This window comes from Mycobacterium branderi (assembly GCF_010728725.1).
GTDB lineage: Bacteria > Actinomycetota > Actinomycetes > Mycobacteriales > Mycobacteriaceae > Mycobacterium > Mycobacterium branderi.
On the sequence record NZ_AP022606.1, the window covers coordinates 4,713,477 to 4,739,491 of the forward strand.

Here is a 26,015-nt window from a genome sequence, read left to right on the forward strand (position 1 = left end):
GCGCGCGGTTCGTCCGCCTGCGCCGCGGCTTGGAGTCAATTGCGGCGGGCGAGCTTCTGCACCATGTTCGCGGCGACGAGATGGCCCATGTGAGCCATGCTTCTCAAGCCACGAGCCGTCTGGCGGGGGTGCTGGAGCAAGTTGGCGGTGCGGGGCCACCACCAGTAGCTGATCGACATGTTCTGGTCGATGCCCCAGACGGCGTGCCACCAGTAGGTGGGGATGAAGAGCATGTCGCCAGGTTCGAGCTCGACGAGAGCTCGCTCTGCTTGAGCCCAGGCGGGGAATTGGGTCAGATCCGGGGAGGCGACGTTGACCTGGGAGATGTGGTTGGCGACGTATCTGAAGGGGAAGGGGTAGACGCGGGCGATCTCCCGAGGCGGGCAGAGTATCACCTGCTTTCGGCCGCGGATCTGCGTCAGGAGGTTGTTGGCGGCGTCGTAGTGCAGCGGGGTTAAGTTGTTGCCGGGGCCGAACCAGAGACTCACGACGCCGTATTTGCCCTGGTCGACGAAGGCGGGAAAGCGGATATCGGGCCAGAGCTCGGGCAGGGCGGTCTTGATGGGGAGTTGCGTGACGTAGAGCTGGCCGTCGGAGATGTCGCCGCCGGCGAGCAGATCGATGTACTCGGCGAGCTTCATCGGCGCCGATTCGTCGTTGATCTGCTTCTTCGGGTCGTAGAGGTGGACGCCCGCGTGGGCCTGGGACGGGCGGACGGTGCGGGCGCCGACTTTCTCCTTGAGGTAGTCGTTGGTCCACTGCTCCCGCGCGGGCCAGCCCTCCATAGCGCCGGAGACGATCACCGGGCGCTGCGGAACGAGGAAGCGCTCCTCGAACTCCCGGCGGCTCGGGCGCTCCACCCTCGGGACTTCGAACGTGCTTTTGACGTCGAACACACCTACCTCCTGCAACACGATGAGGTATCCGAACGGTAGCGCCTACGGCTCGCCGCCGCGGCAGATCCGGTTGAATTCGCCTGTCCGAGAAGAGCTCGTAGCGGCGCGCTCTGCTTCGATCGGCACGTCATGCGCTATTTGTGCTGGTAACCGGCTTTCTTTGGTCAGCAAACATTCGGCACACCCCGCGCACCACTACCCCCACCGAATCCAGTTGCAGCACTTGGATTCTGGGTATCAAGCGCCTAGCGTGTGCGACCTCAGCCGGTGCTTCTCTTCTGCTCGAAGGGCACCACGACGCCGGCCTCCGGCGGCTTGTCACGATCTTGGTACGCCGACTCCAGAGCGGCCGGAATCGTTTCAACCCCGCGGTAGACGTCCATCAGCTGCTCCAGGATCTTGATCCGCTGCTGATTGGCCTCGTCGACCACTCGGCGCGCCTCCTCGCGAAGGCGCTCAGCCTCCTGCCTGGCCTCGTCGAGCAGCTGGTCTCGATCCTGCTGAGCTTTTTGCATCAGCTCGTCGATCTCCGACTGCGTCTCTGCGCGCTTGCCGGCCAGTTCCGCTTCGAGTTGGCTCCTGGTTTCGGCACACTCGGCTTCCATGGCGCTGCGCTGTGCGGCCATGTCCGCCAACAGCTCCTCGTGCTTTCGGTGTGCGGTCTCGGCCTCGGACTCGATGGTGGAGACCAGTGCCTGCACCTCGGCCTTGGCCTCCGCCTGCATCTCGGACACCTCGTCGATCGCATGCCGCAGTAGCTTCGACATCCGCTGCGGTACTGCGTGCGGCGACGGTGAGGTGTCGTTGAGGAAAGCGACCTCTTTGCGAAGGGCCGCTACTTCATCGCACGATTCTTTCAGGCGGGCCCTTAGGGTTTCGATGTCGTCGAGTAGCAGCCGCTGCTTGGCGATCAACTCGTCGACGCAGTCATCGACCGCTACCGGATCGTAGCCAACCACAACGCGAGAGAACTTGGGTCGAGATTCAGTTGTCACTGAACAGTCTCCCTTCTGAAATGCTTGGCATACACGGCGAAAACGCCTCTAGCCGAGTATGTCACGCGTGAACCGCAGTTGCTATCAACGCCGATAACTGTGTAGCCGGTAACGCAATCCGGTGCTGCTGGTCAGCCACTCCCCCGTCGTACCGGTCCAGGTTTCGTCGAGAACCGGAGCCAGCACGTCGCCGTCGTCGCGGGGTAGGTCGATCTCGACCTCGGTGACTTCGCAGCGGGTGGCCCACGGCATCGCGAGCGCATAGACCTGCTCGCCGCCGATCACCCACGTCTCCGGCTCGGTGAGCGCTTGCTCGATGGCGCCGACGACCTGCGCGCCTTCGGCCGCATAACCGGGCTGGCGGGTCAGCACGACGTTTCTGCGGCCAGGCAGCGGGCGGAACCGGGCAGGCAGCGACTCCCAGGTCAGCCGGCCCATCACCACGGTGTGGCCCATGGTGAGTTCCTTGAAGCGGACCTGATCTTCGGGGAGCCGCCACGGAATGGCCCCGGCCCGGCCGATGATCCCCGACGTCGACTGGGCCCAGATCAGGTTCACCGTCATACGGCGACGGGGGCCTTGATCGCCGGGTGGGGGTCGTAGTTCACGATGGCGATGTCGTCGTAGGTGTAGTCGAATATCGAAGCCCTCGGCGCCAGAACAAGTTCCGGATACGGCCGCGGGTCGCGGCTCAATTGCTGCCTCACCTGCGCGACGTGGTTGTCGTAGATGTGGCAGTCCCCGCCGGTCCAGATGAACTCGCCCACCCCGAGGCCGGCCTGCGCGGCCATCATGTGGGTCAGCAGCGCATAGCTGGCGATGTTGAACGGCACCCCGAGGAAAAGGTCGGCGCTGCGCTGGTAGAGCTGGCAGCTCAGCTTTCCGTCGGCCACATAGAACTGGAAGAGCAAATGACATGGCGGCAGCGCCATCTGCGGGATGTCGCCGACGTTCCAGGCCGACACGATGATGCGCCGCGAGTCCGGATCGGTGCGCAGCAGCTCCAGCGCGGCAGCGATCTGGTCGACGTGCTCGCCCGACGGTGTCGGCCAAGATCGCCACTGCACACCGTAGATTGGGCCGAGATCGCCTGTGGCAGAAGCCCATTCGTCCCAGATCGTGACGCCGTGCTCGTGCAGCCAGCCGATGTTGGAGTCGCCGCGCAAAAACCACAGCAGTTCGTAGATCACCGATTTGTAGTGCACCTTTTTGGTGGTGATCAGCGGGAAGCCGGCCGAGAGGTCGTAACGCATCTGGTGGCCGAACAGGCTGCGGGTTCCGGTGCCGGTGCGGTCGGATTTGGGTGTTCCCCGCTCGAGTACCAGGCGCAGCAGATCCTCGTACGGTGTGGCGATCGGCACGCCCTTCAGCCTACCGAGGGCCGCGGAGTAAAACGGTAGCCATGCCGAACATCACCGACACCGTCACCACTGCCGACGGCGACTGCACGGTCCGCCTGTATACCCCCGACGGGGAGGGCCCCTGGCCGGGCGTCGTCATGTACCCCGACGCCGGCGGGGTGCGGGACACCTTCTACGAGATGGCCGCCAAGCTGGCCGGTTTCGGTTACGCCGTGCTGCTGCCCGACGTGTACTACCGCTCCGGAGACTGGCAGCCGTTCGACATGTCGACCGCGTTCAGCGACCCGAAGGAACGTCAGCGGCTGTTCTCGATGATCGGCACCGTCACGCCGCTCAAGATGGCGATCGACGCCGAGGCGTTCTTCGACTACCTGGCCGACCGGCCGGAGGTCAAGGGTGAGCGGTTCGGGGTGTGCGGCTACTGCATGGGCGGGCGGACCTCGGTGGTGGTCGCCGGTCGGCAGCCGGGGCGGGTCGCAGCGGCCGCGTCCTTCCACGGCGGCGGGCTGGTCACCGACAGCGCCGACAGCCCGCATCTGCTGGCCGACAAGATCCAGGCCGCCATCTACGTCGCCGGCGCGCAGAACGACGGCTCGTTCACCGCGGAGCACGCCGAGCAGCTCGACAAGGCGCTGACCGCGGCCGGAGTCGAGCACACCATCGAGACCTATCCCGCCGAGCATGGTTTCGCCGTGCCGGACAACCCGCCCTACGACGCCGACGCCGCCGAGCGGCACTGGACGGCGATGCGGGAGTTCTTCGGGGCCAAGCTCTAGTCGCCGCGGCCATGCACGTCGACGCGATGACGACGCCCGCGCCGCTGGGCCGGATCGGTGAGCTGGCCCGGCGCACCCAGTCCGCGGGGTTCTCCGGGCTGTTGTTCACCGAGACCGGTCGCACGGCCTACCTCAACGCGGCGGTGGCCTCGCAGGCCGCGCCCGGCCTCGAGTTGTCCACCGGTGTCGCGGTGGCGTTCCCGCGCAGCCCCTTCGTCACGGCCACCACGGCGTGGGAACTTCAGCAGGCCACCGGCGGGAAGTTCCGGCTGGGGCTCGGCACTCAGGTGCGCCGTCACATCGAGCGGCGCTACGGCGCGGCGTTCGAGCGGCCGGGCCCGCGGCTGCGCGACTACGTGCTGGCGGTGAAGGCGTGCTTCGCGGCGTTTCGCACCGGGCACCTTGCGCACCACGGCGAGTTCTACGACCTCGACTTCATCACTCCGCAATGGAGTCCGGGCCCCATCGACGCCCCCGACCCGAAAGTGGATATCGCGGCGGTGAATCCGTGGATGCTGCGGATGGCGGGCGAGGTGGCCGACGGCGTGCACATCCATCCGATCGCCGAGCCCGGTTATCTGACCCGGCACGCGCTGCCGAACATCGCCGAGGGGGCGGCGAAAGCCGGGCGCGACGTGTCCGACATCGCGGTGATCGTGCCGGAGATGACGATCGTCGGCGACAGCGACGAGGAGCGGGCCAAGGAAAGAGAAACCGTGCGAGCCGGCCTGGCTTTCTATGGGAGCACCCCCAATTACGCGTTCATCTGGGACGAGGCGGGGTTCGAGGGCACCACCGCGCGGATCCGGGAAAGGCAGAAGGCCGGCGACTTCGCCGGAATGGCGGCCCAGATCACCGACGAGCACCTCGCCGCCTTCGCCACCGAGTCGAGCTGGGATGGGCTGGCCGACGCGCTCACCAAGAAGTACGCCGGGATCGCCACCAGGCTGGTGCTGTACAACGCACTGGGCAATCAGGAGCGCATCGAGCGCTATGGCGAGGTGGCCCGCCGGCTGCAATGGTGACGGCGCCGCTCACAGCACGCGGTACACCTCGTATTCGACCTTCGGGCCGTCGAGCAAATGACCGCGGGCGACGAACAGACTCTGGTTGACCCACGCGTAGCGCTCGTCGCCGGTTTCCAGTCGCGGCGCCGTGCGGAAGTACTGGTCCTCGTAGGACGTGCCGCCGCCGCTGGCCATTACCTCGGCGACTTTTGCGTTGAGCTCGAGCAGCCCGAAGTACTGGACGTACACCAGCGCCCCGTCGTCGGTCTTGAGCTGCAGCCGCACGTCGAGGCGCGCGTAGTTGTCCGGCCCGACCAGAATCCAGTCGCCGCCGCCACCAAATGCGGTGGCGTTGAACCGTTTACCCGTGGCTGCGCCGTCCGTCACCTCGAAGTAGGTGCGACGGCCCAGCGGTCCGGCACCAAAGTCGACGGCCGGCTTGAGTGCCGCCCAGAACGAAAACTCATGCGCCAGTTGCAGAGTCATCGGGCCTCCTGTCGGGTGGCGGCGTCAGCCGCGGAACGGCTGCGCGTTGCCCAGCACCTGGCCGCCGTCGATCACCATGGCCTCGCCGGTGATCCAGCTCGCGTCATCCGACACCAGGAACGCCACCGCCCCGGCCACATCGGCCGGCTCGCCGATGCGGCCCAGCGGCGTCGTCGCCGCCAGCGGATCCTCGTTGTCTTTCCACAGCGCCTCGGCGAGCCGGGTGCGCACCACTCCCGGGCAGATCGCGTTGACCCGCACCCGCGGCGAAAGTTCCAGGGCCAGTTGCTTGGTGACGTGGATCAGCGCCGCTTTGGTCGCGTTGTACATGCCCATGTACGGCGAGAAATGCAGGCCGCCGATGGACGCGGTGTTGACCACCGCGCCGCCGTGCTCGCCCATCCACGCCTTGACAGCCAGCGACGTCCACAGCAGCGGCGCCCACAGGTTGACGTCGAAGACCTTGGCGAACCGGGCGTGGTCCTGCTCGATCAGCGGGCCGAATGCCGGGTTGGTTCCCGCGTTGTTGACCAGGATGTCGACGCTGCCGAAGCGCTCGAGGGTGAGGTCGACGCAGCGCTGGGCGGCGTCCTCGTCGACGGCGTGCGCGGCCACGCCGAGCGCGTTGCCGCTGACCTGGGCGGCGGCCGCGTCCGCGCTGTCCTGTTTGCGCGACGTGAGCACGACGTTCGCGCCGTCGTCGGCCAACCGCTGCGCTATCGCCAGCCCGATTCCTCGCGAGGCGCCGGTGACGATCGCGGTGCGGCCCTTCAAATCTGGTGACGTCATCGTTGGCTTGCCTCCTGGTACTTGCGAAGCTCGCGGCGGGCGATCGCCCGCTTGTGCACCTCGTCGGGTCCGTCGGCCAAACGTAGCGTGCGCAGGTGCGCCCACGCCATGGCCAGCGGAAAGTCGTCTGTGACACCGCCGCCGCCGTGCACCTGGATTGCGCGGTCGACGACCTTCAGCGCGACCTGCGGGGCGGCGACCTTGATGGCCGCGATCTCGGTTTGCGCCTGTTTGTTGCCGACGGTGTCCATCAGGTAGGCCGCTTTGAGGGTGAGCAGCCGGATCATCTCGATCTCGATGCGGGATTCGGCGATCCAGTCTTGAATGTTGGCGTTTTCGCTGATCGGTTTGCCGAAGGTGGCCCGGGATTGCGCACGCGTGCACAGCAATTCGAGCGCGCGCTCGGCCATGCCGATCGCGCGCATGCAATGGTGGATCCGGCCGGGGCCGAGGCGGGCCTGGCTGATCGCGAAGCCCTCGCCCTCACCCTTGAGCACGTCTTTGGCCGGCACCCGAACGTCTTTGAAGTCGATCTCGGCGTGGCCTTCGCGGTCCTGGTAGCCGAACACCGGCAGACCGCGCATCACGGTGACGCCGGGGGCGTCGATCGGCACCACCATCATCGACTGCTGCCGGTGCGGGGCGGCCGTCGGGTCGGTCTTGCCCATCACGATCATCACCTTGCAGTTTTTGTGTAAGGCGTTGGAGGCGAACCACTTCCGGCCGTTGAGGATGTAGTCGTCACCGTTGCGCACCATCGACAGCTGGACGTTGGTGGCATCGGAGCTGGCGACCTGCGGCTCGGTCATCGCGAACGCCGAGCGGATGGTGCCGTCGAGCAGCGGCTTGAGGTATTTCTCCTTGTGTTCGTCGCTGCCGAAGAGGGTGAGCACCTCCATGTTTCCGGTGTCGGGTGCGCTGCAGTTGCACGCCTCGGGAGCGAGGTGGCTGCGGCCCATGATCTCCGCGAGCGGCGCGTACTCGAGGTTGGTCAGCCCGGGTCCCCACTCGGGATGCGGGTGGAATAGGTTCCACAGTCCGCGTTTGCGGGCCTCGGCCTTGAGCTCTTCCATGATCGGCGGCTGGAAGTGCGGGTCGCCGGACGCCCGCATCTGTTCGTCGTAGACGGCTTCGGCCGGGTAGACATGGGAGTCCATGAAGTCCAGCAGATCGGCCTGGTATTTCTTTGCCCTGTCGGACATTTCGAACAGCGACATCGCGGCTCCTGTCAACTCAGCAGGCTGCGCTGGTAGCGGCGCATGCCGCGCAGCCAACGGTCGTAATCGGTTGCTTTGTGGCGGTACATCTCCAGCACTTCCGGGTGCGGAAGGATCAGGAACCGCTCGTCGTCGACGGCCTCCAGGACGATGCCGGCGACCGCGTCGGGTTCCAGCACTGCGCCGGCGGTGGTGACGGCGCGGGTGGCGAGGTCGCCCAGCGGGTCACCGGATTGTTCCCCGGAGTACAGCAGCTTGGTGTTGACTCCCATCGGGCACAGGCAGCTGACCCGCACGCCCTGGTCGCCGTAGGTGATGTTCAGCCATTCGGCGAAGCCGACGGCCGCATGCTTGGTGACGGAGTAGGTCGCCGAGCCGAGTTGGGTGAGCAGCCCGGCCGCCGACGCGGTGGACACGAAATAGCCTTCGCCGCGCTCGACCCAGCCGGGCACCAGCAATTGGGCGGCGCGGATGTGCGCGCGCAGGTTGACGTCGATCGAGCGTTCCCAGTCGGTCTCGCTGACGTCGAGCCCCGCGGCACCGGTAATGCCAGCGTTGGCGAAATACAGGTCCACAGGCCCGAATTCGCGCTCGGCAAGTTCGATCAGCTGCCGGATTTGCGCGGTGTCGGAAACGTCCGCGCCCGTGCTGACAGCTGTGCCGGGCCGCTGGGCGTTGATGGCGTTCGCCACCGCCTGGGCGGCGCCCGCGTCCAGGTCGGCGACCACGACCCGGGCGCCCTTGTCGGTGAGCTTGGCGGCCAGCGCGCTGCCGATGCCGCCGCCACCGCCGGTGACGACGGCAACCTTCTGAGCAACCTTCACAAGCGAATCCTCATCGTGATTGCCACCTTTATAGTTGAATCCGGCCTCAAGTTCAATTCTGGTTTTCGGGGAAGCGCAGGGCGTTGGCCCACAGCCGGGTCAGTGTGGACACCAGCGCCTCGAAGTCGGCCGGCTCGCCGTCGTCCTCACCCAGCGCGAAGACGCTGTAAGCAAGCCGGCTGACCATGCCCGACAGCGCCCGCGAGGCCAGCATCGGATCGACGTCCGGGTCGGCGAGCCCGCGCGCCTGCAGCTCGGCGATCCCGCGCGCGTTGCGCTCGATGAACGCGTCGGCGCGGCGCTTGCGGAATTTCCGGAACTCGGGGTCGACCTGCGCGACCTGTTCCAGCAGGCCCATCAACCTGGCATTGCGCCGGTAAGCCTCCAGGTAGGCCCGGTTGCTGGCCTCGAGCACCGCATATGGGTCGTCGGTGTCGGCGACGCGGCCCATGCCCGGGTGCATCATGTCGCGCTGCGCTTCCTCGAGGACGGCGGCGAAGATCTCCTCCTTGCCGGCGAAGTACGTGTAGAAGGAGCCGGTCGCGCACCCCGCCGCCTTGGTGATGTCGCTCAGCTTGGCGTCGAGGTAGCCGTCCCGCTCGAACACCTTGCGCGCGGCGGCGACGAGCGCTGCCCGGGTCCGCGCGCCGCGCACGGTTGCCGGCGCCCGGCGCAGCAAGGCGGGCGGCGCCAGCGACGGCGCGCTGTCGTGGGTGTCTGCCACGTCGCCAGTGTAGTTGAATCCGACCTCAAGTTCGATGAGTCAGCCGTCTGATCCAGGCTCTCGAGTCGGCGGGGTCGATCACATCGTCGAGCTCGAACGTGGTGGCCGAGGTCAGCGCCTTGCCGTGCTGGTACGCGGCCTCCACCAGCTTGTCGAACAGCTTCTGCCGCTCGACGGGATCCGTCTCCGCGGCCAGTTCCTTGGAAAACCCCAGCCGCACAGCACCTTCCAGGCCCATGCCGCCGATCTCACCCGTCGGCCAGGCCACGGTGAACTCCGGGGCATGGAAAGAGCCGCCGGCCATCGCCATTGCGCCCAGCCCATAACCCTTGCGCAGGATGATCATTCCGAACGGCACCGTCAGGCGTGCGCCGTGCACGAACAACCGGCTCATCCGCCGAACGGCACCATCGACTTCGGCGTCCGGCCCGACCATGAATCCCGGGGTGTCGCACAGCGAGATCATGGGCAGCCCAAAGGACTCGCACAAGATCAGAAAGTCGGCGATCTTGTCTGCCGCCTCGGCGTCGATCGCTCCGCCGAGATGATGGCTGCTGTTGGCCAGCAACCCGTACGGCCGCCCCTCGACGCGGACCAGCGCGGTGACCACGCCGACGCCGTAGTCGGGGCGCAGCTGAAGCACCGAGCCGACGTCGACAATCGCTTCGATGGCGCGGTGCACGTCGTAGGCCCGTAACCGGTTCTCCGGCACCACCTGCCGGGCCAGTCGCGGATCGGGCGCCTCCCAGTCGTCGATGTTGCCCTGGAAGTAGGACAGGTACTGCTTGGCCAGCGACACGGCGTGCGCCTCGTCGCGCGCGACCAGGCCGACCACCCCGTTGCGCCGCTGCACGTCGATCGGCCCGATGTCCTCGGGCCGGTAAACCCCGAGCCCGCCGCCCTCGATCATCGCCGGCCCACCCATGCCGATGTTGGCGTCCGGCGTCGCGATGATCACGTCGCACGTCCCGGCCAGCGCGGCGTTCCCGGCGAAACAACGCCCGGAGACGATCGACACCAGCGGCACCCGGCCGCTCAGCGCGCCCAGCGCGCGGAACGTCGGCACGTCCAGGCCGGCCATCCCGCCGACATCGGTGTCGCCGGGCCGTCCGCCGCCGCCCTCGGCGAACAGCACCAGCGGAATACGTTTGCGTGCGGCCAGATCGAAGACGCGGTCGGTTTTCGCGTGATTGCGCATGCCCTGCGTGCCGGCGAGCACCGTGTAGTCGTATGACACCACGACGGCATCGGCTCCGTTGATTCTCGCCAGCCCGGCGACCAGCCCGTCGGCCGGCGTGTTGGCGATCAGGTCCTCTTCGGAGCGCCGGCTGCGCTGCGCGGCGACGGCCAAAGCGCCGTACTCGACGAAACTACCGGGGTCTACCAGATCGGCGATGTTCTCCCGGGCGGTGCGGCGATTCTGCTTGTGCCGCTTGGCGACAGCGGCCGGCCGACCCTCGTCGAGGGTGAGTAAGCGGCGGTGACGGACCTCGTCGAGGTCGGCGCGGCTGCGGTCGAGATCGAGTTCGGCGGCGGCCTCGCCGGTGGCACCGGCGCTGGTGCGGGTGAACACCACCAGCGGGTCGCCAGTTCCGACGACCTGCCCCGGCGTCACCAGGTTTCGCACGGTGCGCAACGCATCCGGTGCCGCCAGGACATGCTGCATCTTCATGGCTTCGAGCACGACGACCTGCCGGCCCGCGTTGAGCTCGGCGCCCTCCGGCGCCGTCTCGACGACGGTGCCGGCAAGTTGCGCGCGCAGGACTTCCTCGCCCGGGTACAGCTCGAGCGGTGCGACCCTGACTTCGGACTGGTGCGACACCGCGGCGCCGACCAGGGCGGTCATGTTCTCGTCGACGAACCCCGTCGTCACCACGCCCGTCTCAACGTCGCTGTGCGACAACACCTCTCGCAGGAACCCGATGTTGGTGCGGATCCCCTCGATGCCGAACTCCTCCAGCGCCGTGCGCGCCTTGCGCACCGCCGCGGGAAACGACGACCCACGCACGTGGGTGATCACCTTCGCCAACAGCGAGTCGTAGCGCGTGCTTGGCGTCAACCCCGGTCGCCCGTACGTGTCGACGCGCACCCCGGGGCCGCTCGGCGGCGAGAACACCGTGAGGGTGCCCGCCGAGGGCACGACCGACCCGTCGACGGCGATGGTCTCCATGTTGACCCGGGTCTGGATCGCGATGCCGCGTACCGCCGCGGGCGCACCAGTGACCTCCGTGCCGTCGGCGACAATCCCCGCGGGCAGCCGAAGCTGGCGGAACGACGCGCCGCGAGCGATTCCCAGCTGCACGGCCACCAGGTCGATCCCGGTGACCTCCTCGGTCACGGTGTGCTCCACCTGGATTCGCGGATTCACCTCGAGGAAGGCGAATTGTTCATTGGCGACGAGAAATTCGACCGTGGCCAGCCCGCGGTAGCCGACCCGGGCACACAGGACCGCCGCAGCCCGGTGTAAGTCGCGGCGTAGCGCCGTTGAAATCCCTTGCGCCGGCGCTATTTCGACGAGCTTCTGGTAGCGCCGCTGGATGCTGCAGTCCCGGTCGCCGAGCGCGAGGGCACGTTCCGGTGTCGCGACGATCTGTACCTCGATGTGCCGGGCGTTGTCGAACAACGCCTCGGCGAACACCGCAGAGAACACCGCAGAGTCGCCGAAGCCGAGTTGGGCCTCGGCGGCGCATCGGCGGTATGCATCGTCGATCTGGCCGGCGTCGCGGACTGTACGCATGCCCCGCCCGCCGCCGCCGGCCAGCGCCTTGATCACGATGCCCTGCGGTTGTCCCGCCGCGAATTCCCGGATCTCCTCGACGCTGCTGGGGCCGTCGGTGGCCGCCAGCACCGGAATGCCAGCCTCGGCTGCGGCCCGGCGTGCGGCGGACTTGTTGCCGAACAGCTCCAGTGCGTCGGCGTCCGGCCCGACGAATGTATGCCCCGCCACGGCGCAGGCCCGCGCGAATTCGGCGTTCTCAGAAAGGAACCCGTAGCCGGGATGAATCAGCTCGGCGCCGGACTGCTTGGCCGCAGCCAGTATCGCGGCCTGATCCAGATAGGCGGCGGGGCCGGTGCCGGGCAAGCCGATCGCCTCATCGGCGGCATGCACATGCGGGCTGTCGGCGTCGTCTTCGGCGTACACCGCGACGGTGCCAATGTCCAATTCGGTTGCGGTGCGGATGATCCGCAGCGCGATCTCGCCGCGGTTGGCGACCAGCAGGGTCATCGCAGCGCCGGGCCCCACTGCACCTGTTCGCGCAGCTGGCCTTTGAGCAGTTTGCCGCCGGGGTTGCGTGGCAGCGGTTCGTCAACCACGGTGACGTATTGGGGAACCTTGAAGTCGGCCAGTTGTCCTCGGCAATGGTCGATCACCGTCTCGACATCCACGTGCTCGCCATAGAGCACGGCGCCGACCTTCTCGCCCATGACCTCGTCGGGCACCGCCAGCACGCACGCGTCGGCGACACCGGGCGCCGAGAGCAGCACGGCCTCGACCTCGACGCTGGAGACGTTTTCACCGCCGCGGTTGATGATGTCCTTGAGCCGGTCGACGATGTGCACCCGGCCGGCGTCGTCGACCCGAACCACGTCGCCGGTGTGCAGCCAGCCGTCGACGATGGTGGCGGCGGTGGCCTCCGGCCGATTCCAGTAGCCCGCTGTCACGTTGGCGCCACGAGTCACCAACTCCCCCACGGCCGGGTCCTCGCCGTACGGGACTACACCCAAATCCACCGAGGGCACAGCGTAACCGACCGAGTCGGCGTGCTCGACGGCGTCGTTATCGGGCAATGTCGTCATCAGCGAAGCGGTTTCGGTCATCCCGTAGCCGTTGAACACAGCGGCCCGCGGGAACGCGCTTTTCACAGCCTTGACCAACGACGGCGCGATCGGCGCGCCCCCATAGCCGACCCATCGGACGCCGGAGACATCGGCATCTTGGAAGTCGTTGTGCCGCAACAGCAAAGCGTAAACAGCCGGGACCGTCACCATGGAAGAGATCCGCTCGGCGGGCAATGTCTGTATCAGTCCGGGCAGGTCGAGTGCCGGCATGATCACCGACGCCCCGCCGACGTACGCGGCGGCGAGCAGTTGCGAGTTGCAGCCGGTCACGTGGAACAGCGGCACCGAGATCAGGGTGCGGAACTCTTCGCCCACGTCACGCTCGAGACCCACACAGCGCACCATGTTTTCGGCGTTGGTGAGAAACGCCTCGTGAGTGGTGGGCACGCCTTTGGGCCGGCCCGTGGTGCCCGAGGTGTAGAACAGCGCCGCCACGTCGGTGTGGTCGAGTCCCTGTGCCACAAAGGGTTCGCCGTCGGGCAGCGGCGTGTCCGCGGCGAGGTCGACCCGCGCGCCGGCGTCGGACAGGACGAACTCGACCTCCGGCCCAGCGGACCGGGTGTTCACCGGCACCGCCACCCCGCCGGCCATCACGGTGCCCCAGAACGCCAGCACCCAGTTGAGGCCGGCCGGGTATCGCAGCGCCACGCGGTCGCCCGGTTGTAGACCGTCGGCTTTCAACCCGCCGGCGACTCGGGCGGCCGTATCCCACAACTGGCGGTAGGTCAGCCGGCCTTTGCTCAGTTCGACGACGGCCTCGCTGTCCGGCCGGGTCTCGACGTGCTGGGCGAGCATGTCCAGCAGGTTGGCCGGCAATTCGTCGTAGTGCGGGACGCCGTCGCGGTCCCGGGACACCCCTGTCGTCGGGAACGGGTTGTGCCTGCGCGGAATCTCGATCACGGTCATGCCACATCACTCCATCAGCGTCGCAGCCAGCGTCCCACCCAGCTCGTAAGCGCGCTCGCGAATCGCGGCATCGATTCCGCCGACCACCTCGAGCACGTCGGCGGCTTTGACCAACGACAACCCCGTGGCCACCTTGTCCACCGCATTTGCCGCACCCACGGTGTCATTGTTGCCATGCACCCAAAGACCGTAGGGGCGGGCCGCCACGTGATCCAGAACCGGGTAGTAGACCGTGTCGAAGAAGTGCTTGAGCGCCCCGGACATGTAACCGAGGTTGGCCGTCGTGCCGAACAGGTAGCCGTCGGCCCCGAGCATGTCCGGGACGGTTCCGGCCAGCGCCGGTCGCGCCACGACGTCCACCCCGGTGATTTCCGGGTCGTTGGCCCCGGCAAGCACCGCCTCCAGCAGCTCACGAGTGGCGGGCGACGGGGTGTGGTGAATCACCAAGAGCTTCTTGGTCATTCGTGCGCCTGCAGCTCGACGGCTTTCTTCATGGCTTCCCGTGCGCGGCCGCGATCACCGGCATAGTCGTAGGCGCGGGCCAGCCGGTACCAGCGCCGCCAGTTGTCCGGATCGTCGTGCAATTCGTTGCGGACCGTGTCGAACAGCGCGTCGGCGGCGTCTTTGTCGATGCGTCCGGAGGGTCGCCGCGGCAGCGCGCTGACGTCGAGTTCCATTCCGTCGTCGGCGATCAGCCGGGCGAGCTTCTGGTGGGCGAAGCCGGCGCGCAGGGTCGCCACCATCGCCCACAACCCGATGACGGGCAGTATCAGCAGCGCAGCACCCAGGGTGATTCCGGCGGCACAGCCCGAGCCGATCAGTAGCACCGCGGTCCGGCCGAGCAGCACCAGGTACACCAGCAGCGCCACGCACATGAACGCAATCAGCAGCTGGAGACGTAGCACGCTGGTCATTGCAAGTCGAGCAGGGATTCGATTCCGACAGTCAGGCCCGGACGTTCGGCTACCCGGCGCACGGCCAGCAGCACACCGGGTACAAACGAAGTGCGGTCGATGCTGTCGTGGCGGATGGTCAGGGTTTCGCCGGCGGTGCCGAACAGCACTTCCTGATGGGCCACCAGGCCGGCCAGCCGCACCGAATGCACCGGCACGCCGTCCACGTCGGCGCCGCGGGCTCCGGGCAGGCTGGTGCTGGTGGCATCGGGGTTGGGCGGCAAGTCTTTTCGGGCCTCGGCGATCAGCTGCGCGGTGCGGGCCGCGGTTCCCGACGGCGCGTCGGCCTTGTGCGGGTGGTGCAGTTCGATCACTTCCACCGACTCGTAGAACGGTGCGGCCTGCTTGGCGAAGTGCATGCACAGGACCGCCCCGATGGCGAAGTTGGGCGCGATGATCGCCGCGGTGCCAGGTTTGGCGGCGAGCCACGACCGAACCTGTTGCAGCCGTTCGTCGGTGAAGCCGGTGGTGCCGACGACCGCGTGAATCCCGTTGTCGATCAAGAACTTCAGGTTGTCCATCACGACGTCGGGGTGGGTGAAGTCGATGACGATCTCGGTCTGGCTGTCGGTCAGCAGGCTCAGTGGATCGTCGACGTCCACCTCGGCGGACAGGGTCAGGTCGTCGGCGGCCTGCACCGCTTGCACCATGGTCGCCCCGACTTTGCCCTTTGCCCCCAGCACTCCAACCCGCATGGGTGCAGCCTAATGGTGGTCCCCTTCTCTACGAGCGTGCGTGTCTCCGCTCGTTCGCGGTGATCGAGTTGTCCACAGTTCGACTTTGATCCACAGGCCTACCTCCTTGGCCAGATTCTGTCGGTGGGCGTCGATAGTGTTTCGCACATGAGTTCGACATGCGTGGCCGATGCGGCGGAGCTGGTCGCCGCACTCGATGCGCTGGATGCGGCGGTGGCGCACATCCGCGAACTCAACTTCACCGGCTATGAGCCCGCGGCGCGGCTGCGCGCGCTGGAGCGGCTGGAAACCGCAGCGCGCCGCGAAGCCGTGGCCGGCCACGACATCATTACCAGCTTGACCCAGGAAGAGCCCGCCGACATCGGCGGCGCGGTACACAAAGTGGTCGCCGACTGGCTGCGGATCAGCCCCGCCGAAGCCCGCCGCCGGCTGCGCACCGCCGCACAACTGGCCCCGCGCACCTCGCTGACCGGCCAACCCCTGCCACCCGAACTGCCGGCCACTGCGGTGGTCTGGCGCGACGGGCACCTCGACACTCAACACCTGCGGGTGATTCAGAGCTTCATGCGCGACCTGCCCGCCGACACCCCGCCGCCCATCATCGAAGAGGCCGAAGTCTTCCTGGCCGACCAAGCCACCCAGCTGCGCCCCGACCAGCTGGCGAAAGTCGCCGACCGCTACGCCATCACCATCAACCCCGACGGCAAATTCTCCGACGAGGACCGCGCCCGCCAACGCGGCTTTAGCTGGAGCCCGCAACGCCGCGACGGCATGAGCATCGCCAAGCTGACCGCCACCCCCGAACTGCGCGCCAACCTCGAAGCCTGGTTCGCCCGCTTCGCCGCTCCGGGCATGTGCAACCCCGACGACCCTCAACCGTGCACCACTGGCGAGCCGCCCGAAGAACTGGCCCGCGCCGACGCTCGCGGGCATGCCCAACGCCAACACGACGCCCTCAACGCCCTGGTTCGCGGCCAACTGGGTGACCCCAAGCTCGGCGTGCACAAGGGCCTGCCCGTCACCGTGATCGTGTCCACCAGTTTGGCCGAGCTGTCCGCGGGCACCGGGCACGCCGTCACCGCCGGCGGCACGCTGCTACCGATGCGCGATCTGATCCGCATGGCCAGCCACGCCTACCACTACCTGGCCGTGTTCGATGAGCACCAAAACCGGCCGCTGTATCTGGGCCGCACCAAACGTATTGCGTCACCAGATCAGCGCATCGTGCTCTACGCGAAAGATCGCGGCTGCACCCGGCCGAACTGCGACGTGCCCGGCTACTGGACCCAGGTTCACCACAAGAAAAGCTGGGCCCGCGGCGGCACCACCGACATCACCAACCTCACCTTGGCCTGCAAACCCGACAACGATATCGCCGAAAACGACTGGCTCACAACACAATCAGCCAACGGCCAAACCCAATGGATCCCCCCGCCGCAGCTCGACCACGGCCAACCGCGCATCAACAACTACCACCACCCCGAACGCTACCTACCCCACAACATCAGCTCCCGCATGAGTGGGAGAACAACAGCGCCGGCCACGAGACAATGGACGCCATCAGCGTCAGCAACGCCTCGTTGCCCTGCTCGACCTGTACTTGATGCAGTTTCTCGCCGTATGCACCCGACACGACAGCGCCGACGAGCAGGTAGGGAATCGCGGTCAGCAGCGCAATTTCGACGAGTGCGCCGATGCTGACCGGAAAGTTCAACACCCGACGCAAGGCGGTGAGCAGCATCAGGCACACCCGGCCAATCCCAGCGCCGGCCACAGCAGGATGGAGAAAAGTAGCGACATCATCAGGTCCACGCCCTGCAGCTGATCGAGATGAGCGGCATGGTTGCTGGTCCAGACAATGCCCATCGCCAGGTAGGGAACGCCCAACACAACACCGATGCAAAGGATTTCGATGATGGTCAGTTGAAAGCTCAGTAACCGTTCGATCGCGGTGAGCACACCGGTATGTTAACGGCCATTCTTCGTAGTCGTCGTGGATTCAGGTCGACGAGTTGGCCTCGGCGCGTTCCTTCAACCGCTGCAAGGTGAGGCGGATGTGCTCGGCGTTGGCGGCGGTCCGGTCACGGACACCAGTAGTCAATGGCGTGACCCGGCGAATCCAGCGCCACCGGTGGTCCCAGGTGCTCTCGGTGACGCGGCATCCGCCGTCGGCAGGGACGAAGTCGTATTGCCAGCGTGCCACCGGGATCACGCCCGAGCGCACCTCGAAGGCGAATACCCGCCCCGGTTCGGCGTCGGTGACTGTGCACGTTGTGCTCCAGCGCTGGCTGCCGTTTCGGTTGGCGCCGGTGAACACCGCGCCAGGGCGGGCGACATCACCCTTGCGCCACCGCATGGCAACGGTCTCCTCGGCCACCGACGCGAGCGTTGGCAGGTCCGTGACCAGCTCGTACACCTCGTCGGGACTCGCGTTGATGTGCACTGTGGCCGTGGCGGAGGCATCAGTCATTGGCTGATGATAAGCGCAGCAATCGGATGCTCTCCTCGCGCATGTCGACCTTGCGAACCTTGCCGGTGACGGTCATCGGGAACTCATCGACGACGTGCACGTAGCGGGGGATCTTGTAGTGCGACAGCTTTCCTGTCGCGAAGGCACGCACCGCATCGGCGTCGAGCGGGCGGCGCCCCGGCTTCATCCGAATCCACGCGCAGATCTCTTCGCCGTAGCGCTCGTCGGGCACGCCAACCACTTGCGCCTCGTCGATATCGGGATGGGTAAGCAGAAATTCCTCGACCTCGCGCGGGTACACGTTCTCCCCGCCGCGGATCACCATGTCCTTGAGCCCCCCAACCACGTTGCAGTATCCGTCTTCTCGCATCACCGCAAGATCGCCGCTGTGCATCCATCCGTCGTCGTCGATCACCTCCCCCGTCTGAGCCTCGTTTCGCCAGTAGCCCAGCATCGCCGAGTAGCCGCGAGCGCAGAACTCCCCCGGCTGGCCACGCTCGACAACCTCGCCGGTATCCGGATCGACGACCTTGATCTCCACATGTGGGTGCGCCCGGCCGACCGTTGCCGTCCGGCGGTCGAGGTCGTCGTCAATGAGCGTCTGGCACGACACCGGCGACGTCTCCGTCATGCCGTAGGCGATGGCCACCTCCGTCATATTCATCTCGGCCACACAACGTTTCATCACCTCGACCGGGCATACCGACCCAGCCATGATCCCGGTGCGCAGCGAGGACAGGTCGAACGCGGCGAAATCGGGATGACCCAGCATCGCGATGAACATCGTCGGCACGCCGTAGACACCCGTGCAGCGTTCGGCCTCGATCGCGGCCAGAGTGGCCCCGGCCTCGAACACCGGCGCAGGGATCACCATGGTGGCGCCATGCGTGGTACAGCCCAGGTTGGCCAGCACCATTCCGAAGCAGTGGTAGAACGGCACCGGTATACACAGCCGATCGGCAGGCCCCAAGCCGATCAGCTCGGTGGTGAAAAAGCCGTTGTTGAGGATGTTGCGGTGCGACAGCGTCGCGCCCTTGGGAAATCCGGTGGTTCCCGACGTGTACTGGATGTTGATCGGGTCGCGGTTGCTCAAAGACGCGCCGCGGCTGCGCAGTTGGTCGACGGGGACGTTCGATCCGCGCTCGCGCAGGGCGTCCCAGTCGTCGGTGTCGAGAAAGACGACGTCGCTGACACTGCCGCACTCGTGCCGCACCTCGTCGACCATGCGCGCGTAATCCGACGACTTGAACGCGGTTGCCGAAATCAGCGTCCGGACACCGGATTGGTTGAGCGCGTACGCCAATTCGTGGGTACGGTACGCAGGATTGATGTTGACCAGGATGGCACCGATCTTCGCCGTCGCGTACTGCACGATCGTCCACTCGGCGCAGTTCGGCGCCCAAATGCCAACCCGGGCACCGCGTTGCACACCGAGCGCCATCAGCCCCCTGGCGATCAGATCGACCTCGGCATCGAGCTCGCCATAGGTCCAGCGGCGCTGTCGTGCAACGTCGATTAGCGCCCACGCGTCCGGGTTCGCCGCCACCACGCGCTCGAAATTCGCCCCGATGGTCTCCTCGAGGATCGGCATGTCCGTCGGGCCGGCGTCGTACGACTTCATCGGCGTCAGACCGGTGCCGCCCCGCGCAAATGCTCGAAGATCAACGACGTCTGCGTGCCGGCAACGTCGGCGTCGGCGTTGAGATTTTCGACGACGAACGCGCGCAGGTCCTCGGTGTCACGGGCGGCGACGTGCAGAAGGAAGTCGTCGGGCCCCGCCAGGAAGTAGACGTCCATCACCTGCGGCTTGCGGCGGATCTGCTGAATGAAGTCGCGAATCTTGCCGCGGGCGGTGGACTGCAGGCTGACCGAAATCATTGCCTGCAAAGGCAATCCAACGGCCACCGGGTCGACGTCGGTGTAGAAGCCGCGGATCACGCCCAACTCCAGCAACCGCCGCAGCCGACCGTGGCAGGTCGACGCAGCGAGACCGATCTTCTCCGCCAAGGCGCTGTTGGTCATGCGCGCGTCGGCGTGCAGCAGGCCCAAAATCTTGCGATCGACGTCGTCGAGATCGGCAGGTCGAACATCCTTCGGTGAGGTACCGGTCCCGCCCTTCGAATTCGTTGTCTGCACCGGCATACCCCGACTCTACAGAATTATCATCGTAGTGTTTGCCGGCCGACCGAACTTTCTTCACAATTGAAGAAGAAGGAGCCAGCATGCGAGTCGGCATTCCCACCGAGACCAAGAACAACGAGTTCCGTGTCGCGATCACCCCGGCTGGGGTCGCCGAGCTCACCGGCCGCGGCCACGATGTGCTTGTCCAGGCGGGCGCCGGCGAGGGTTCGGCGATCAGCGACGGCGACTTCAAGGCGGCGGGCGCCCAATTGATCAGCACCGCCGAGCAGGTCTGGGCCGAGGCCGACCTGCTGCTCAAGGTCAAGGAGCCCACCCCGGCCGAGTACCCCCTTCTGCGGCGCGGTCAGACGTTGTTCACGTTCCTGCACCTGGCGGCGTGCCGATCCTGCACCGACGCGCTGTTGGCCTCGGGGACAACGTCGATCGCCTACGAGACGGTCCAGACCGCCGACGGCGCCCTGCCGCTGCTGGCACCGATGAGCGAGGTCGCCGGGCGACTGTCCGCCCAAGTCGGCGCCTACCACTTGATGCGAACCCGAGGTGGCCGCGGCGTGCTGATGGGTGGCGTGCCCGGCGTCGAGCCGGCCAATGTCGTGGTGATCGGTGGCGGCACCGCCGGCCGTAACGCCGCCCGAGTCGCCAGCGGAATGGGCGCTAGCGTCACAGTGCTCGACGTCAACGTCGACAAGCTGCGCGTCCTGGACGCCGAATTCCTCGGCCGAGTGCACACCCGGTACTCGTCGGCCTACGAACTCGAGGATGCCGTCCGGCATGCCGACCTGGTGATCGGGGCGGTGCTGGTTCCGGGTGGCAAAGCGCCCACGGTTGTGCCCAATTCGCTTGTCGCGCATATGAAGCCGGGAGCAGTGCTGGTAGACATCGCGATCGATCAGGGCGGCTGTTTCGAGGATTCCCGGCCCACCACCCACGACGACCCGACTTTCGCCGTCCACGACACCGTGTTCTACTGCGTGACGAACATGCCCGCCTCGGTGCCCAAGACATCGACGTATGCGTTGACCAACGCCACCATGCCGTATGTGCTTGCGCTGGCCGACCGCGGCTGGCAAGCGGCCTGTCGATCGGATCCCGCACTGGCCAAAGGGCTTTCGACGTACGACGGGGCGCTGCTGTCCAAGCGGGTGGCCGCGGACCTGGGTTTGCCGTTCACCGACCCGGCCTGCGTGCTAAACGAGTGAGGCCACGATCTCCGCAGCGGGACCGCTTCGCGCGGAGGCGAATGCCGTTCCGGCCCAGAGGTTTGTGCCGTGCGGGTCGTCGGCCTCGACTGCAGCCTTGCGGATCGGCGACGTCATGTGGTTGACCTCGGGGTACCCCAGGGGTGCGATGTCGTCGAGCAGCCGGGTGAAGTCGTTCTCCAGACCGCGCGCATATCGTCCGGAGAACGCCCGGGTGACCGTCGTCTTGCCGAACTGCGGGTTCTGCAGGGCGGTTCGGTGCGCGAAGTTGGTCCCGGCCTCGTCGGACAGCAGCAGCGCCGTGCCGACCTGGGCGGCCACCGCGCCCCTGCGCAAAACGCGGTCGACGTCCTCGGCGGTGCCCAAGCCGCCCGCGGCGATCAGCGGAACATGATGCGCGGCGCCGATCCGATCCAGCAGGTCGACGAGCGACTCCTCACCAGGCGGCATGTCGGGTGCGAACGTGCCGCGATGTCCGCCGGCGCCCGGCCCCTGCACCACCAGCCCGTCGGCGCCCGCGGCCACCGCGATGCCCGCTTCGTAGGCAGACGTGACGGTAATCAGCAGCACGATCCCCAGTGCACCGAACCAGCGCAAGACGTCCGGCGGCGGGGCACCGAAGGTGAAAGACACCACCTCGGGCCGCACATCGGCGATGACCTCCAGCTTGCGCTGCCAATCGTCATCATCACCGAAACGGGGCCGGCCCACCTCGACCTCGTAGTGTTCGGCGAGCTCGTCGAGCGCCTCGGCGTAGTGATCCAACTGGACGTAGTCGGCGGCACTCGGTTGCGGCACAAACAGGTTCGCGCCGATCGGCCCGTTGGTGGCCGCCCGCGCGGCCTCGATGTCGTCAGCGAATTTCTCGGGGCTCACATAGCCGCCGGCGATGAAACCCATGCCGCCGGCATTCGATACCGCCGCGGCCAGCTCCGGCGTCCCGGGGCCGCCAGCCATCGGCGCCCCGACCACCGGCACCGCGAGATCCCAGAAACCCAAGACCATGGAGCTACTGTACTATCGCCCGAAGCCGTTGCGGCAGTGATCGTTTCGAGTGGTGCGGACCGACAACAGCCACACCGTAGGGCTTGGTCAGCAGTCGCCGGGCCACCGCGTTGACCTCGTCGACGCTCACCTGGTCGACCTCGCGCAGCGTCTGCTCGATGCTGCGGTGTTCGCCGTAATTCAGTTCGCTGCGGCCAATCCGGTTCATCCGTGAGCTGGAGTCCTCCAGCCCGAGCACCAGCCCGCCGCGCAACGACCCCTTGGCGATCCGGCACTCGGCCTCGGTGATGCCGTCGCGGGCCACCGACTCCAGCACATCGCACGTCACGCGCACCACCTCGTCGAACCGCTCGGGCAGGCAGGCGGCGTACACCGACAGCGCGCCGCTGTCGGCGAAGACGTCCAGCGACGAGTACACGGAGTAGGCCAGCCCGCGCGATTCGCGAACCTGTTGGAACAAGCGGGAACTCAAGCCGCCGCCCAGCGCGGTGTGCAGCACCGACAGCGCCCAGCGATGCTTCCAGTGCCGGCCGGGCGTGCGCACGCCCAGCGACAGGTGGGTCTGCTCGGCGTCCCGATTGGCCACCGCCAGCCGCGGCCGCCCGCTCACCCGTCCGGTGCCCTTGCGCGGCGCCACTGGCCGGCGCCCCCGCACCAACCGCGGCCCGAAGTGTTCGCGGACCAAAGCCACCACCTCGTCGTGGTCGACGTTGCCCGCCACAGCGACCACCATCCGCTCAGGGGTGTAGCGGCGCAGGTGAAACGAATGCAGCTGGGCGCGCGTCATCCCCGACACCGATGCGACGCTGCCGATCACCGGGCGGCCCACCGGATGGTCACCGAACAACGCCGCCAGGAACACGTCGGCCAGCGCGTCTTCGGGGTCGTCGTCGCGCATCGCGATCTCCTCGAGCACGACGTCGCGTTCCAGCTCCACGTCCTCGGCCGCGCAGCGCCCGTTGAGCACCACGTCGGCGACCAGGTCGACGGCCAGCTCCAGGTCGCTGTCGAGCACATGGGCGTAGTAGCAGGTGTGCTCTTTGGCGGTGAACGCGTTGAGCTCGCCGCCGACGGCGTCCACCGCCTGCGCGATGTCCACCGCCGTGCGCGTCGGAGTTGCCTTGAACAGCAAGTGCTCCAGGAAGTGCGCGGCGCCGGCCACGGTGGCGCCCTCGTCGCGCGAGCCGACGCCCACCCAGACACCCACCGACGCGGACCGCACCGCGGGCAGGTATTCGGTGACGACGCGCAGGCCGCCCGGCAAGGTGGTGCGACGCACCGCGGCCGACGGCTCGGCGCCGGTCCTGCCGCGGCGCAACGCGCCGGTCTTAGCTGCCGGTGGTCGCGGCATCGGCCGGCGCGGCCCCTGACTCGGCAGAGCCCTCGGAGGCGGCGTCGTCGGCGACCAAGATCAGCGAGATCTTGCCGCGCTTGTCGATGTCGGCGATCTCCACTCGCAGCTTGTCGCCGACGTTGACGACGTCCTCGACCTGGGCGATGCGCTTGCCCTTGCCAAGCTTGGAGATGTGCACCAGCCCGTCACGCCCTGGCAGCAGCGACACGAACGCGCCGAAATCGGTTGTCTTGACCACGGTTCCGAGGAACCGCTCGCCGACCTTGGGCAGCTGCGGGTTGGCGATCGCGTTGATCTTGTCGATCGCGGCCTGCGCCGACGGGCCGTCGGTGGCGCCGACGAACACGGTGCCGTCGTCCTCGATGGAGATCTGCGCGCCGGTCTCCTCGGTGATCGCGTTGATGATCTTGCCCTTGGGGCCGATGACCTCGCCGATCTTGTCGACCGGGACCTTGATCGTGGTAACCCGCGGCGCGTAGGGGCTCATCTCGTCGGGGCGGTCGATGGCCTCGGCCATCACCTCGAGGATGGTCAGCCGGGCGTCGCGCGCCTGCGACAGTGCACCGGCCAGCACCTGCGACGGAATCCCGTCGAGCTTGGTGTCCAGCTGCAGCGCGGTGACGAAGTCCTTGGTGCCGGCGACCTTGAAGTCCATGTCGCCGAAGGCATCCTCGGCGCCGAGGATGTCGGTCAGCGTGACGAACCGGCGCTCGGTGCCGCCACCGTCCACCTCGACATCGTCGGACACCAGGCCCATTGCGATGCCGGCCACCGGCGCCTTGAGCGGAACACCGGCGTTGAGCAGCGCCAGCGTCGACGCGCATACCGAGCCCATCGACGTGGAACCGTTGGAGCCCAACGCTTCCGAGACCTGACGGATCGCGTACGGGAATTCCTCGACGCTAGGCAGCACCGGCACCAGCGCCCGCTCGGCCAGCGCACCATGCCCGATCTCGCGCCGCTTGGGCGAGCCGACCCGTCCGGTCTCACCGGTCGAATACGGCGGGAAGTTGTAGTGGTGCATGTAGCGCTTGCTGGTTTCGGGCCCCAGCGAGTCGATCTGCTGGGCCATCTTCATCATGTCCAGCGTGGTGATGCCCAGGATCTGGGTCTCGCCCCGCTCGAACAGCGCACTGCCGTGTGCCCGCGGGACCACCGCGACTTCTGCTGAAAGCGCGCGGATGTCGGTGATGCCGCGGCCGTCGATGCGGAAGTGGTCGGTCAGAATGCGTTGGCGCACCAGCTTTTTGGTCAGCGCACGGAATGCCGCGGCGACCTCTTTCTCGCGGCCGGCGTAGGTGTCGGCGAGCCGCTCGAGCACCTCGGCCTTGATCTCCTCGGTGCGGTTGTTGCGTTCGGCCTTGCCGGAGATCGTGAGCGCCTTGGCCAGCTCGTCGGTGGCCACCGAGGACACCGAGTAGTACACGTCGTCGCCGTAGTCGGGGAACACCGGGTACTCGGCGGTCGGTTTGGCGGCCGCGTCGGCCAATTCCTGCTGCGCGGCGCACAATTTCGCGATGAACGGCTTGGCGGCCTCGAGGCCTTGCGCCACAACAGTTTCCGTAGGCGCCTGGGCGCCGCCGTCGATCAGCTCGACGACGTTCTCGGTGGCCTCGGCCTCGACCATCATGATCGCGACGTCTGGATTTTCGTCGGCGGAGCCGATTACCCGGCCGGCCACCACCATGTCGAACACCGCCCGCTCGGTCTGCTCGACCGTCGGGAACGCCACCCAGGTGCCGTCGATCAGCGCTACCCGCACCCCGCCGACGGGCCCCGAGAAGGGCAGGCCGGCCAGCTGAGTGGAGGCCGACGCGGCGTTGATCGCGAGCACGTCGTAGAGGTCGTTGGGGTCCAGGCTCAGGATGGTCACCACGATCTGGATCTCGTTGCGCAGGCCGTCGACGAAGGACGGGCGCAGCGGACGGTCGATGAGCCGGCAGGTCAGGATCGCGTCGGTGGACGGCCTGCCCTCGCGGCGGAAGAACGAGCCGGGGATGCGCCCGGCGGCGTACATGCGCTCCTCGACGTCGACCGTCAGCGGGAAGAAGTCGAAATGCTCCTTGGGGCTCTTGCTGGCGGTGGTCGCCGACAGCAGCATGTTCTCGTCGTCGAGGTAGGCGACGGCGGCACCGGCGGCTTGCTGGGCCAGCCGGCCGGTTTCGAAGCGGATGGTGCGGGTGCCGAAGCTCCCGTTGTCGATGATGGCGGTCGACTCGAACACGCCTTGTTCAATCTCAGCTACAGACATGGGTCTCTCTGGGTGTATTCAGCTGTTTCGCGTCATCACGAATAACCCGGAGCGGCCCGGCCCGAATGCGGCTACGGCCGTCGATCGAAGCAGCCGACCTGCCCCGATGCGGGGAGCCCGGCAGC

General features: G+C 67.2%; 24 protein-coding genes and 1 pseudogene. 4 read left to right on the forward strand and 21 right to left on the reverse strand.

Going from position 1 to position 26,015, the window contains the following annotated elements:
- Positions 1–35 precede the first annotated feature (35 nt).
- From G6N47_RS22880 to G6N47_RS22895, 4 genes are all read right to left on the reverse strand, one after another.
- Positions 36–896: a cupin-like domain-containing protein gene (locus tag G6N47_RS22880; protein WP_163659723.1), complete on the reverse strand. Its 861-nt coding sequence runs from the start codon at positions 894–896 to the stop codon at positions 36–38.
- Positions 897–1,156: 260 nt separating this feature from the next.
- Positions 1,157–1,891 (reverse strand): DivIVA domain-containing protein, encoded by a 735-nt coding sequence (locus G6N47_RS22885; protein ID WP_083132382.1) that lies wholly within the window; start codon positions 1,889–1,891, stop codon positions 1,157–1,159.
- An 84-nt stretch (positions 1,892–1,975) separates the two neighbouring features.
- Complete coding sequence (locus G6N47_RS22890) at positions 1,976–2,455, reverse strand: dihydrofolate reductase (protein ID WP_083132381.1); 480 nt, start codon at positions 2,453–2,455, stop codon at positions 1,976–1,978.
- Complete coding sequence (locus G6N47_RS22895; protein WP_083132380.1) at positions 2,452–3,252, reverse strand: thymidylate synthase; 801 nt, start codon at positions 3,250–3,252, stop codon at positions 2,452–2,454. Before G6N47_RS22895 ends, G6N47_RS22890 begins: the two co-directional genes overlap by 4 nt.
- A gap of 41 nt (positions 3,253–3,293) precedes the next feature.
- On the opposite strand from G6N47_RS22895, the gene G6N47_RS22900 reads away from it, so the two are divergent.
- Together G6N47_RS22900 and G6N47_RS22905 are read left to right on the forward strand one after the other, a co-directional pair.
- Entirely contained in the window at positions 3,294–4,028 is a 735-nt protein-coding gene (locus G6N47_RS22900) for a dienelactone hydrolase family protein (protein WP_083132379.1), read from the forward strand.
- A gap of 11 nt (positions 4,029–4,039) precedes the next feature.
- On the forward strand, positions 4,040–5,053 hold the full coding sequence (locus G6N47_RS22905; RefSeq protein WP_083132378.1) for a TIGR03617 family F420-dependent LLM class oxidoreductase: 1,014 nt from the start codon (positions 4,040–4,042) through the stop codon (positions 5,051–5,053).
- 9 nt (positions 5,054–5,062) lie between these two features.
- Here G6N47_RS22905 and G6N47_RS22910 read toward each other — a convergent pair whose 3' ends face one another.
- The 10 genes from G6N47_RS22910 to dapB are packed head-to-tail and all read right to left on the reverse strand — an operon-like array spanning position 5,063 to position 15,469.
- A complete protein-coding gene (locus G6N47_RS22910; RefSeq protein ID WP_139799546.1) occupies positions 5,063–5,521 on the reverse strand; it encodes a DUF3237 domain-containing protein in 459 nt (152 codons plus the stop codon).
- Positions 5,522–5,545: 24 nt separating this feature from the next.
- On the reverse strand, positions 5,546–6,310 hold the full coding sequence (locus G6N47_RS22915; RefSeq protein ID WP_083132377.1) for an SDR family oxidoreductase: 765 nt from the start codon (positions 6,308–6,310) through the stop codon (positions 5,546–5,548).
- Positions 6,307–7,527 carry an acyl-CoA dehydrogenase family protein gene (locus G6N47_RS22920; RefSeq protein WP_083132376.1) on the reverse strand — a complete coding sequence of 407 codons (1,221 nt, stop codon included), beginning with the start codon at positions 7,525–7,527 and terminating at the stop codon, positions 6,307–6,309. The genes G6N47_RS22915 and G6N47_RS22920 overlap by 4 nt, the downstream gene beginning before the upstream one ends.
- A gap of 11 nt (positions 7,528–7,538) precedes the next feature.
- Complete coding sequence (locus G6N47_RS22925; protein WP_083132375.1) at positions 7,539–8,351, reverse strand: SDR family oxidoreductase; 813 nt, start codon at positions 8,349–8,351, stop codon at positions 7,539–7,541.
- A gap of 52 nt (positions 8,352–8,403) precedes the next feature.
- Complete coding sequence (locus tag G6N47_RS22930; protein WP_179966411.1) at positions 8,404–9,075, reverse strand: TetR/AcrR family transcriptional regulator; 672 nt, start codon at positions 9,073–9,075, stop codon at positions 8,404–8,406.
- 25 nt (positions 9,076–9,100) lie between these two features.
- Entirely contained in the window at positions 9,101–12,301 is a 3,201-nt protein-coding gene (locus G6N47_RS22935) for an acetyl-CoA carboxylase family protein (RefSeq protein WP_163659725.1), read from the reverse strand.
- Entirely contained in the window at positions 12,298–13,815 is a 1,518-nt protein-coding gene (locus tag G6N47_RS22940; protein ID WP_083132489.1) for a class I adenylate-forming enzyme family protein, read from the reverse strand. The genes G6N47_RS22935 and G6N47_RS22940 overlap by 4 nt, the downstream gene beginning before the upstream one ends.
- A 12-nt stretch (positions 13,816–13,827) precedes the next feature.
- Positions 13,828–14,283 (reverse strand): flavodoxin family protein, encoded by a 456-nt coding sequence (locus tag G6N47_RS22945; RefSeq protein ID WP_083132373.1) that lies wholly within the window; start codon positions 14,281–14,283, stop codon positions 13,828–13,830.
- A complete protein-coding gene (locus G6N47_RS22950; RefSeq protein ID WP_083132372.1) occupies positions 14,280–14,735 on the reverse strand; it encodes a tetratricopeptide repeat protein in 456 nt (151 codons plus the stop codon). Before G6N47_RS22950 ends, G6N47_RS22945 begins: the two co-directional genes overlap by 4 nt.
- On the reverse strand, positions 14,732–15,469 hold the full coding sequence (gene dapB, locus G6N47_RS22955) for a 4-hydroxy-tetrahydrodipicolinate reductase (protein ID WP_083132371.1): 738 nt from the start codon (positions 15,467–15,469) through the stop codon (positions 14,732–14,734). Before dapB ends, G6N47_RS22950 begins: the two co-directional genes overlap by 4 nt.
- A gap of 147 nt (positions 15,470–15,616) precedes the next feature.
- On the opposite strand from dapB, the pseudogene G6N47_RS22960 reads away from it, so the two are divergent.
- Positions 15,617–16,957: pseudogene (locus tag G6N47_RS22960) on the forward strand (HNH endonuclease signature motif containing protein); the annotation flags it as partial.
- A gap of 252 nt (positions 16,958–17,209) precedes the next feature.
- Here the strand turns inward: G6N47_RS22960 and G6N47_RS22965 are convergent.
- Genes G6N47_RS22965 through G6N47_RS22980 form a run of 4 tightly spaced genes read right to left on the reverse strand, consistent with a single transcriptional unit; the run spans position 17,210 to position 20,081 of the window.
- A complete protein-coding gene (locus tag G6N47_RS22965) occupies positions 17,210–17,428 on the reverse strand; it encodes a hypothetical protein (protein WP_083132369.1) in 219 nt (72 codons plus the stop codon).
- Positions 17,429–17,468: 40 nt separating this feature from the next.
- Positions 17,469–17,939: an SRPBCC family protein gene (locus tag G6N47_RS22970; protein WP_083132368.1), complete on the reverse strand. Its 471-nt coding sequence runs from the start codon at positions 17,937–17,939 to the stop codon at positions 17,469–17,471.
- Positions 17,932–19,560 (reverse strand): AMP-binding protein, encoded by a 1,629-nt coding sequence (locus tag G6N47_RS22975; RefSeq protein WP_083132367.1) that lies wholly within the window; start codon positions 19,558–19,560, stop codon positions 17,932–17,934. Before G6N47_RS22975 ends, G6N47_RS22970 begins: the two co-directional genes overlap by 8 nt.
- A gap of 5 nt (positions 19,561–19,565) precedes the next feature.
- Complete coding sequence (locus tag G6N47_RS22980) at positions 19,566–20,081, reverse strand: HTH-type transcriptional regulator AldR (protein WP_083132366.1); 516 nt, start codon at positions 20,079–20,081, stop codon at positions 19,566–19,568.
- An 80-nt stretch (positions 20,082–20,161) separates the two neighbouring features.
- Between G6N47_RS22980 and ald the strand changes: the two genes are divergently transcribed.
- A complete protein-coding gene (gene ald / locus G6N47_RS22985) occupies positions 20,162–21,280 on the forward strand; it encodes an alanine dehydrogenase (protein WP_083132487.1) in 1,119 nt (372 codons plus the stop codon).
- On the opposite strand, the gene G6N47_RS22990 is transcribed toward ald, so the two are convergent.
- From G6N47_RS22990 to G6N47_RS23000, 3 genes are read right to left on the reverse strand one after another with little or no spacing between them, the layout of a single operon-like run.
- The gene (locus G6N47_RS22990) at positions 21,269–22,285 is read right to left on the reverse strand and encodes a nitronate monooxygenase (protein ID WP_083132365.1); all 1,017 of its coding nucleotides are present in this window, start codon (positions 22,283–22,285) and stop codon (positions 21,269–21,271) included. The genes ald and G6N47_RS22990 overlap by 12 nt on opposite strands.
- A gap of 4 nt (positions 22,286–22,289) precedes the next feature.
- Positions 22,290–23,636, reverse strand: coding sequence for a M16 family metallopeptidase (locus tag G6N47_RS22995; RefSeq protein WP_083132364.1), 1,347 nt, complete (start codon positions 23,634–23,636; stop codon positions 22,290–22,292).
- Positions 23,614–25,890 (reverse strand): polyribonucleotide nucleotidyltransferase, encoded by a 2,277-nt coding sequence (locus tag G6N47_RS23000; RefSeq protein WP_083132363.1) that lies wholly within the window; start codon positions 25,888–25,890, stop codon positions 23,614–23,616. The genes G6N47_RS22995 and G6N47_RS23000 overlap by 23 nt, the downstream gene beginning before the upstream one ends.
- Positions 25,891–26,015 lie beyond the last annotated feature (125 nt).

Excerpts from the sequence above, each read along its gene's own strand:
- G6N47_RS22890 (WP_083132381.1), bottom strand. The coding sequence starts at position 2,455 with ATGACGGTGAACCTGATCTGGGCCCAGTCGACGTCGGGGATCATCGGC.
- G6N47_RS22900 (WP_083132379.1), top strand. The coding sequence starts at position 3,294 with ATGCCGAACATCACCGACACCGTCACCACTGCCGACGGCGACTGCACG.
- G6N47_RS22905 (WP_083132378.1), top strand. The coding sequence starts at position 4,040 with ATGCACGTCGACGCGATGACGACGCCCGCGCCGCTGGGCCGGATCGGT.
- G6N47_RS22910 (WP_139799546.1), bottom strand. The coding sequence starts at position 5,521 with ATGACTCTGCAACTGGCGCATGAGTTTTCGTTCTGGGCGGCACTCAAG.
- G6N47_RS22915 (WP_083132377.1), bottom strand. The coding sequence starts at position 6,310 with ATGACGTCACCAGATTTGAAGGGCCGCACCGCGATCGTCACCGGCGCC.
- G6N47_RS22920 (WP_083132376.1), bottom strand. The coding sequence starts at position 7,527 with ATGTCGCTGTTCGAAATGTCCGACAGGGCAAAGAAATACCAGGCCGAT.
- G6N47_RS22935 (WP_163659725.1), bottom strand. The coding sequence starts at position 12,301 with ATGACCCTGCTGGTCGCCAACCGCGGCGAGATCGCGCTGCGGATCATC.
- G6N47_RS22945 (WP_083132373.1), bottom strand. The coding sequence starts at position 14,283 with ATGACCAAGAAGCTCTTGGTGATTCACCACACCCCGTCGCCCGCCACT.
- G6N47_RS22950 (WP_083132372.1), bottom strand. The coding sequence starts at position 14,735 with ATGACCAGCGTGCTACGTCTCCAGCTGCTGATTGCGTTCATGTGCGTG.
- dapB (WP_083132371.1), bottom strand. The coding sequence starts at position 15,469 with ATGCGGGTTGGAGTGCTGGGGGCAAAGGGCAAAGTCGGGGCGACCATG.
- G6N47_RS22970 (WP_083132368.1), bottom strand. The coding sequence starts at position 17,939 with ATGACTGATGCCTCCGCCACGGCCACAGTGCACATCAACGCGAGTCCC.
- G6N47_RS22975 (WP_083132367.1), bottom strand. The coding sequence starts at position 19,560 with ATGAAGTCGTACGACGCCGGCCCGACGGACATGCCGATCCTCGAGGAG.
- G6N47_RS22980 (WP_083132366.1), bottom strand. The coding sequence starts at position 20,081 with ATGCCGGTGCAGACAACGAATTCGAAGGGCGGGACCGGTACCTCACCG.
- ald (WP_083132487.1), top strand. The coding sequence starts at position 20,162 with ATGCGAGTCGGCATTCCCACCGAGACCAAGAACAACGAGTTCCGTGTC.
- G6N47_RS22990 (WP_083132365.1), bottom strand. The coding sequence starts at position 22,285 with ATGGTCTTGGGTTTCTGGGATCTCGCGGTGCCGGTGGTCGGGGCGCCG.
- G6N47_RS22995 (WP_083132364.1), bottom strand. The coding sequence starts at position 23,636 with ATGCCGCGACCACCGGCAGCTAAGACCGGCGCGTTGCGCCGCGGCAGG.
- G6N47_RS23000 (WP_083132363.1), bottom strand. The coding sequence starts at position 25,890 with ATGTCTGTAGCTGAGATTGAACAAGGCGTGTTCGAGTCGACCGCCATC.